The sequence below is a fragment of the Spirillospora sp. NPDC049652 genome (assembly GCF_040675125.1).
In the GTDB taxonomy this organism is placed as follows: Bacteria; Actinomycetota; Actinomycetes; order Streptosporangiales; family Streptosporangiaceae; genus Spirillospora.
On the sequence record NZ_JBFAOF010000283.1, the window covers coordinates 1 to 7,813 of the forward strand.

At 73.2% G+C, this 7,813-nt stretch carries 5 protein-coding genes and 1 pseudogene; 4 read left to right on the forward strand and 2 right to left on the reverse strand.

Going from position 1 to position 7,813, the window contains the following annotated elements; genetic code table 11:
* The coding region (locus tag AB0J52_RS19305; protein ID WP_500182970.1) for an MFS transporter at window positions 1-758 on the forward strand (758 nt) is incomplete at its 5' end.
* 69 nt (window positions 759-827) lie between these two features.
* Window positions 828-4,451 carry a DNA polymerase III subunit alpha gene (gene dnaE / locus AB0J52_RS19310; RefSeq protein WP_500182974.1) on the forward strand — a complete coding sequence of 1,208 codons (3,624 nt, stop codon included), beginning with the start codon at window positions 828-830 and terminating at the stop codon, window positions 4,449-4,451.
* A gap of 83 nt (window positions 4,452-4,534) precedes the next feature.
* Here dnaE and AB0J52_RS19315 read toward each other — a convergent pair whose 3' ends face one another.
* Window positions 4,535-5,893 (reverse strand): MFS transporter, encoded by a 1,359-nt coding sequence (locus AB0J52_RS19315; RefSeq protein ID WP_500182971.1) that lies wholly within the window; start codon window positions 5,891-5,893, stop codon window positions 4,535-4,537.
* Between the two features lie 174 nt (window positions 5,894-6,067).
* On the opposite strand from AB0J52_RS19315, the gene AB0J52_RS19320 reads away from it, so the two are divergent.
* Together AB0J52_RS19320 and mca are read left to right on the forward strand one after the other, a co-directional pair.
* Window positions 6,068-6,688, forward strand: a complete 621-nt coding sequence (locus tag AB0J52_RS19320) for a TetR/AcrR family transcriptional regulator (protein ID WP_500182972.1) — start codon at window positions 6,068-6,070, stop codon at window positions 6,686-6,688.
* A gap of 38 nt (window positions 6,689-6,726) precedes the next feature.
* Window positions 6,727-7,614, forward strand: a complete 888-nt coding sequence (gene mca / locus AB0J52_RS19325) for a mycothiol conjugate amidase Mca (RefSeq protein ID WP_500182973.1) — start codon at window positions 6,727-6,729, stop codon at window positions 7,612-7,614.
* Here mca and AB0J52_RS19330 read toward each other — a convergent pair.
* Window positions 7,601-7,813: pseudogene (locus tag AB0J52_RS19330) on the reverse strand (SGNH/GDSL hydrolase family protein); the annotation flags it as partial. The gene mca and the pseudogene AB0J52_RS19330 overlap by 14 nt on opposite strands.

A 7,813-nucleotide genomic window follows, 5' to 3' on the forward strand; every position in this document is an offset into this window, starting at 1 on the left:
GCATGCTGCTGTCGCGGACGCTCGGCGGCTTCGCCGGCGAGTGGCTCGGCTGGCGCGCCCCCTACTTCGCCGCCGCCGCGCTGACGCTCGTGTCGGCGCTGGTCCTGGCGCGCGTCCTGCCGCACACCGAGCCGGGGACGCGCGACCGGTACCCGGTCTTGCTGGCGGCGCCGCTGCGTCTGCTGCGCACCGAGCCCGAGCTGCGCCGGTCCTGCCTCTACCAGGCGGCGGTCTTCGGCGGCTTCTCCGCCGCCTGGACGGGGGTGGCGCTGCTGCTGACCGGTCCCGGCTACGGCCTGACGACGCGTGCGGTCGGGCTGCTCGCCCTGGTCAACGCCGCCACGATGTTCTGCACGCCGCTCGCCGGACGCGTCGCCGACCGGCGCGGCCCGGACCCGGTCAACCGCGTGAGCATGCTCGCCGTCGTGGTGTCGGCGCTGGTCCTCGCCGCCGGGGGAACGGGCGGCACGGCCGGCGTCGCCGCGCTCGTCGCGGGCTTCCTGATCCTGGACGTGGCGATGCAGTCGGGCATGGTCGCGAACCAGGTGCGCAACTACGCGCTGCGGGACTCCGAGCGCAGCCGCGTCAACACGGCCTACATGACCTGCGCGTACCTCGGCGGCAGCGTCGGCTCGTGGCTCGGCGCGCACTCCTACGCCCGGTTCGGCTGGTCCGGGGTGTGCGCGCTCGTGGGGCTGCTGGCCGTCCTCGCGCTGGGGAAGTCGGTGCGCGTTCGCCGCGCGACTCCGGCCCGCTGATCTCGTTGTACAACGGCCGGTTGTGATCATCTCGCGTGTCCGTTGTTGGACAGCGTGATCTCCATGCAGATGGGATGCCCGGAGGCGACACAAGCTACAACCTGCGGGAGTGGAAGCGTGGACTCCTTCGTGCACCTGCACGTCCACACCGAGTACTCGATGCTCGACGGCGCTGCGAAGGTCGGCGCGCTGGTCGCGGAGGCGGCGCGGCTCGGGATGCCCGCCGTCGCGATGAGCGACCACGGCAACGTGCACGGGGCCTACGAGTTCCACCAGGCGGCGGCGAAGGCGGGCGTCCGGCCGGTCATCGGCGCGGAGCTGTACGTCGCGCCCGGCCCCCGGCACCGCCGCGAGCCGGTGTTCTGGAGCGACGACCCGTCCCTGCGCAGGTCGGACGAGCGGACCGGCGCGGGCGGCGACGTCTCCGGACGCGGCCTCTACACCCACATGACGGTCTGGGCCGAGGACGCGGACGGCCTGCGCAACCTGTTCCGCCTCCAGTCGCGGGCCTGGCTGGAGGGCCGCGCGCAGAAGTACCCGCGCGTGGACGACGAGCTGCTCGCCGAGTACGCGCCGGGCCTGATCGCCACGACCGGCTGCCCGTCCGGGGAGGTGCAGACGCGGCTGCGCCTCGGCCAGTACGACGCGGCGGTCGCGGCCGCCGCCCGCCACCGCGACGTGTTCGGCGCGGACAACTTCTTCCTCGAACTGATGGACCACGGGCTGCCGATCGAGCGGCGCGTCCGCGACGACCTGCTGCGGATCGGACGCGCCCTCGGGCTGCGCCCGCTCGCGACCAACGACTCGCACTACGTCACCGAGGACCAGGCGGACGCGCACGACGCGCTGCTGTGCATCGGCACCGGCAAGCGGCTCGCCGACGCCGACCGGTTCCGCTTCTCCGGCAGCGGCTACTTCCTGAAGGACGCCGCCCGGATGCGCGCGATGTGGGACGACCAGGTGCCCGGGGCCTGTGACAACACGCTGCTGATCGCCGAGCGCGTGGGCGACTACGACCCGGTGTTCGCGCACCGCGACCTGATGCCCGAGTTCCCCGTCCCGGACGGCGAGACCGAGGCGTCCTGGCTGCGCGCCGAGACCCTGCGCGGCGCGCGGCGGCGCTACGGCGGCGAGCCGTCGCCCGAGGTGCTGGAACGCATCGACCACGAGCTGTCGGTCATCGAGGACATGGGGTTCCCCGGCTACTTCCTCGTCGTCGCCGACATCTGCGAGCACGCCCGGAAGAACGGCATCGGCCTCGGCCCGGGACGCGGCTCGGCGACCGGCTCGATCGTCGCGTACTGCACGGGCATCACCGAGCTGGACCCGATCGAGCACCGGCTGATCTTCGAGCGGTTCCTCAACCCCGAGCGCGTCACCATGCCCGACATCGACCTGGACTTCGACGACCGCCGCCGGGACGAGATGATCGACTACGTCACCCGGACGTACGGCGCGGACCGGGTCTGCCAGATCGTCACGTTCAACACCATCAAGGCCAAGGCCGCGGTGAAGGACGCCTGCCGTGTCCTCGGCCTGCCGTACGCGCTCGGCGACCGGATCACCAAGGCGTTCCCCGCGGCGGCCGGGGGCAAGGAGATCCCGCTCTCGGCCGTCCATGACGAGGCGCACCCCCGGCACGGCGAGGCCGCCGAGCTGCGCCGCATGTACGCGGACGACCCGGACGTGCGGCGCGTCCTGGACACCGCGCGCGGCGTCGAGGGCCTGACGCGCGGCACCGGCGTCCACGCCGCGGGCGTGATCCTGTCGTCCGAGCCGCTGCTCGACGTGCTGCCGCTCGTCCGGCCGAAGGCGGACGGCCCGGTCGTCACCGGCTTCCCGTTCACGCAGGCCGAGGACATGGGCCTGCTGAAGATGGACTTCCTCGGCCTGCGCAACCTCACGGTCATCAACGACGCGATCGAGGGCATCCGGGCGAACCGGCGGCTGGAGGTGGACATCCACGACGTCCCGCTGGACGACCCGGCGACCTACGAGCTGCTGGCGCGCGGCGACACCCTCGGCGTCTTCCAGCTCGACGGCGGCGGGATGCGGACGCTGCTGCGGCTCATGCGGCCGACCACGTTCACCGACATCGCGGCGGTGTCGGCGCTGTACCGGCCCGGCCCGATGGAGATGAACGCGCACACGAACTACGCGCTGCGCAAGACGGGCCGGCAGGAGGTCGAGCCGATCCATCCCGAGCTGGCGGACGCACTCGAACCGATCCTCGGCGACACCTACCACCTGGTGGTGTTCCAGGAGCAGGTGATGGCGATCGCGCAGCAGCTCGCCGGGTACTCGCTCGGCGCGGCCGACATGCTGCGCCGGGCCATGGGCAAGAAGAAGAAGGACGTCCTGGACGCCGAGTGGGAGCGGTTCTCGGCGGGCATGCGCGAGCGCGGCTTCTCCGCCGAGGCGGTCAAGGCCGTGTGGGACGTCCTGGTGCCGTTCAGCGGCTACGGCTTCAACAAGTCGCACACCGCCGGGTACGGCCTGGTCTCGTACTGGACGGCCTACCTGAAGGCCAACTTCCCCGCCGAGTACATGGCCGCGCTGCTCACGTCCGTGGGTGACGACAAGGACAAGATGGCCGTCTACCTGTCGGACTGCCGCAGGCTCGGCGTCCGCGTCCTGCCGCCGGACGTGGACGAGAGCGAGCTGGGCTTCACCGCCGTCGGCGCGGACATCCGGTTCGGGCTCGGCGCGATCCGCAACGTCGGCGCGGGCGTCGTCGAGTCGATCACCGCGACGCGGCGGGAGGGCGGGCCGTTCGGCGGGTTCGCGGGCTTCCTCGCGCGGGTCCCGGCGGCGGTCTGCAACAAGCGGGTCATCGAGTCGCTGGCGAAGGCGGGGGCGTTCGACTCGTCCGGGCACACGCGCCGCGCGGTCGTCGCGGTGCACGAGGAGGCGGTGGACAGCGTCCTCGACCTGAAACGCCACCAGGCGCACGGGCAGGACGCGCTGTTCGGCGGCTCCGCCGAGGCGGACGCCGACGCCGACGCGGGCGACGGAGCCGGCCCGCTCGTCGCGGTCCCCGACCTGGAGGAGTGGGACAAGGCGACGCTGCTCGCGCACGAGCGCGACATGCTCGGCCTCTACGTCTCCAGCCATCCCCTGGACGGCGCGGAGCCGGTGCTCCAGGCGCACCGGGACCTCTCGCTCGCGGACCTGCTCGCGTCCGGGCGCACCGACGGGGCCGTCCGGATCAGCGGGATCATCGCGGGGTTGCAGCGCCGCGTCACCAAGCAGGGCTCGCCGTGGGCCGTCGTCGCCCTGGAGGACCATCACGCCGCGCTCGAATGCCTGGTCTTCCCGAAGACGTACGCGCTGTACGGGGAGCTGCTGGCCGAGGACCGGGTCGTCGCGCTGCAGGGCCGGGTCAACGCGCGCGACGACGCGATCAGCTTCTACGTGGAGGACGTCGCCGTCCTCGACATCGAGACGGGCCTGGAGCCGCCGCCCGTCGTGCTGTCGGTCGCGGAGCCGCGCGTCACGCTCCGCCTCGTCCGGGAGCTCAAGCACGTCCTGACGGCCCATCCCGGCTCGGCGCCCGTGCACATGCTGCTGCGGCGGCGCGGCGCGAAGGACGTCCTGTTCGACCTGCCCGCCTTCAAGGTCGCGCCGGGGCCCGCGTTCGCGGCGGACGTGAAGTCGCTGCTCGGCGCACAGGCGATCGACCCGGCCGGGTGACGGCCGGGTCGATCGGAGAGGCGGGCTGCGGTCCCGGGGTCCGCGAGCCCTCAGACGGGGTGCGGACCCGTCGGCGGGGTCGGTCAACGCGCCCGCTTGAGGGCGGCCGCGGCGACGACGGCACCGGCGGCGACCAGGGCCGCGTTGACGCCGATCGCGACGCGGATGCCGGGCAGGACGTCCGCGGCCGTGGAGCTCGCGATCACGACGGCGCTCATGATCGGGGTGCCGAGCGTGATGCCGATCTGCTGCGTCATGGTGGCGAGGCCGGTCGCGCGCCCCTGGTCGGCGTCCGGCAGGCCCGAGGTGGCGGTGACCATGAAGGCGACGATCATCAGCATGTTCCCGACGCCGCCGGCGAAGGTCGCCGCGAGCAGCAGGCCGATCCAGGCGGGCGAGGTGCCGAGGGCGATCAGCGTGGCGGTCGCCGCGGCCTGGACGAGGCCGCCGGTGAGGATGGTGGCGCGGGCGCCGAACCGGCCGACGACGCGTCCGCCGAAGGCGCCGCCGAGGACGGTGCCGAGCCCGAGGACGCCGAACGCCAGCCCGGTCGCCAGCGGCGAGTAGCCGAGGACCTTCTGCAGGTACAGGGTGAGCAGGAAGACCAGCGAGGTCTCGGTCACGAACGCGACCAGCCCGGCGGTGTTGCCCCAGATGACCGTGCGGCGCTTGAGCAGGGCGGTCGGGACGAGCGGCTCGGCGGCCCGCTTCTCCACGAACCAGAACGCGACGACCAGCACGGCGCCGGCGGCGAGCGAGCCGAGGGTGCCGGGGGCGGTCCAGCCGTGCTCGCCCGCCTGGGTGAGGCCGAACACCAGCAGCAGCAGGCCGGCGGTCACCGAGGCCGCGCCGGGCAGGTCCAGCCGGGGCCGGACGGCCGGCCGCGAGTCGGTGATCATCCGGGGGGCGAGCGCGACCACCAGCGCGGCGACCGGCACGTTGATCAGGAACGCGAAGCGCCAGGACAGCAGGCTGGTCAGCAGGCCGCCGAGGATCGCCCCGGCGGTGAACCCGGCCGACATCAGCGCGCCGTTCAGGCCGAGGGCGCGCTCGCGCAGCGGTCCCTCGCGGAACGCGGTGGTCAGCAGGGCCAGGCCGGCCGGCGTGACGGCGGCGGTCGCGAGCCCTTGCAGGACGCGCGCGGTCAGCAGCACCTCGGGGCCGGTGGCCAGGCCGCCGAGCAGGGACGACGCGCCGAGGACGGCCATCCCGCCGATGAACAGGCGCTTGCGTCCGACCAGGTCGGCGAGGCGTCCGAACAGGAGGGTGAACCCGGCGGCGGCGAGCGCGAACGCGGTGGCGATCCACTGCAGGTTCGCCAGCGAGAAGCCGAGGCCCGCGCCGACCTCGGGCAGCGCGACGTTCAGGATCGAGAAGTCGACGGCGACCATGAACTGCGCGCCGAGCAGCAGGGTGAGCAGCAGGCGCTGCCGTCCGCTCATGCGGTGCGCGGCCGGGGTCGGAACGGCGGTGTGGGATGTGGGGGACGCGGGTGTCACGGGTGACGCGGTGGTGGGCGTGGCCACGGAAGCCTCCAGGGCTAAACGGTTCTGTAGTTCCGTTAAGATGGGATGACCGTACCACCCGTCGCGCCTAAATGGAACTGGAGACCCGTTATGGCTGAACCGGAGACCGTGCCCGGCACCCTGCGCCCCGGCGGCCGGACCGCCCGGGTGCGCGCCGCCGTGCTCCGCGCGGCGGAGGACGCGCTGATCGAGTGCGGTTTCGACGGCATCGACCTGGCCGAGATCGCGCGCCGCGCGGAGGTCGGCAAGACGACCGTGTACCGGCGCTGGGGCAGCGCGCCCCTGCTGGTCGCCGATCTGCTGGAGGGGATGGCCGAGCAGTCGGTCCCCCGCGCCGACACCGGCTCCCTGGACGGCGACCTGCGCGCGAACGCCCGGCTGGTCGTCCGCACGCTCACCGACGAACGGCAGGGCGCGCTGTTCAAGGCCGTGATCGCCGCCGCGACCGGCGACGAGCGCACCGCCGAGGCGCTGCACCGCTTCTATGCCACGCGCATCGCGGAGTGGGCCCCCTGCGTGACGCAGGCCGTCGAGCGGGGCGAGGTGCCCGAGGGCACGGACGCCGCCGAGGTCGTCCGCGCGGTGTCCGCACCGCTCTACTACCGCTTCCTGGCCAGCGGCGATCCCCTGGACGAGGAGGTCGCCGACCGCGCCGCGCACGCCGCCTGCTGCGCCGCCCGGGCAGGAGCTTATGTCGAACCTAAAAATTAGCTTGCCAGTTAGTTAGGTCGAACCTAAGATTTTCGCTCATGACCCTGCGACTGATGTCCGTGCACGCCCACCCCGACGACGAGTCCAACAAGGGCGCGGCGACGCTGGCCAAGTACGCGGCCGAGGGTGTCCCTGTGCCGGGCGCGGCCCGTGTCGACGTGGAGGTGCTGGTCGTCACCTGCACGGGCGGCGAGCGCGGCGACGTCCTCAACCCCGCGATGGACCGCCCGGACGTCCGCGCGAACCTGCCCGCCCTCCGGCGGGCGGAGATGGACGCGGCGCGGGCGGTCCTCGGCGTCGAGCAGCGGTTCCTCGGCTTCGTCGACTCGGGCCTCCCCGCGCCCGGCGAACCGCTGCCGGACGGCTGCTTCGCGCTGACGCCCCTGGACGAGGCCACCGAACGGCTCGTCGCGGTCATGCGGGAGTTCCGTCCGCACGTGGTCGTCACCTACGACGAGACCGGCGGCTATCCGCACCCCGACCACGTGCGCACGCACGAGGTGACCGTCGCGGCCTTCGACGCGGCGGGCGACGCCGACCGCTTTCCCGGCGGGGGCGAGCCGTGGCAACCGCTCAAGCTCTACTTCCACGGCGCGCTGTCGAAGGCGTGGTTCCAGGCGCTGCACGACGGGATGACCGCGCGCGGCATGGAATCGCCGATGGCGGACGTCCTGAAGGAGTTCCCGGACGACGTTCCCGCGCCGGAGTTCACCACGCGCGTCGCGTGCGCGGAGTACTTCGCCCTCCGGGACAGGGCACTGCTCGCGCACGAGACGCAGGTCGATCCGCACAGCGGATTCATGCTGCACGACCGCGACGTCGAGCGCGAGGTCTGGCCGACCGAGGACTACTTCCTGGCGAAGGCGGCCGTCCCGGTCACCCTCCCCGAGGACGACCTCTTCGCGGGCGTTCCTACGGAAGCGTGACGGGCAGCAGCTCGGGGCGCTTGGCGGTGCGGCCGTCCCCGGACGACCGGCCCCGCACGCGCCGCCACATCCACGGGCCGAGGAACGTCGCCGCCCAGGTCAGCTCGGTTCCGGTGCGCCGCCAGCCCGGGACGGGCGGCAGCGGCGGCAGCGGATCGGCCCAGGTCGCGTCGCTGCCCGGCAGGTTCAGCGCGTGCGC